This window comes from Shigella sp. FC1967 (assembly GCF_001743005.1).
Classification (GTDB): domain Bacteria; phylum Pseudomonadota; class Gammaproteobacteria; order Enterobacterales; family Enterobacteriaceae; genus Proteus.
In genome coordinates this window covers 1-422 of the sequence record NZ_MIIZ01001289.1, presented here as the reverse complement: position 1 = coordinate 422, position 422 = coordinate 1, and the positions used below count along the sequence as shown (strand labels likewise).

The window sequence follows — 422 nt, the reverse complement described above, 5'->3', positions numbered from 1 at the left end:
CCCGACACAATGATAGCTAGATTGTCTGCCATGCTTACTTTTAAACGTGGGAAAACGGGCTTTTAGTTTCGGATTAAAAAAGTTGGAGAAAGCCACGTCAAGGTTAATCACCGCCTGCTGCAATGCTATGGAGTCATATTCTTTAAGCCACCCATATCTGCGGGATTTTTTCGCCACTGCAAGCAGCGGTTTAAGGTCTTTACGCGGGTTTAAAATTTACGCCCTGCCGCTGGTAAGCGTCTTTCTTGATGTGCAGAGCTTTGTTGTACGCAAAACGAACCGCACCGAACTGAGCGTTGAGATATTCAGCCTGTTCTGGTGTTGGGTAGATGCGTACTTTTGTTGCTCTTAACATCATCAGCGCTCATTGATATAATGTTTTTATTTTAACATGTTAGGGCAATATATCAATTGAGTAATCA

The 422-nt window shown here is 42.9% G+C and carries 1 pseudogene; it reads right to left on the bottom strand.

The window, feature by feature from the left end:
• A pseudogene (locus BHE89_RS21355) lies at window positions 1-355 on the bottom strand (helix-turn-helix domain-containing protein); the annotation flags it as partial.
• Window positions 356-422: the final 67 nt, after the last annotated feature.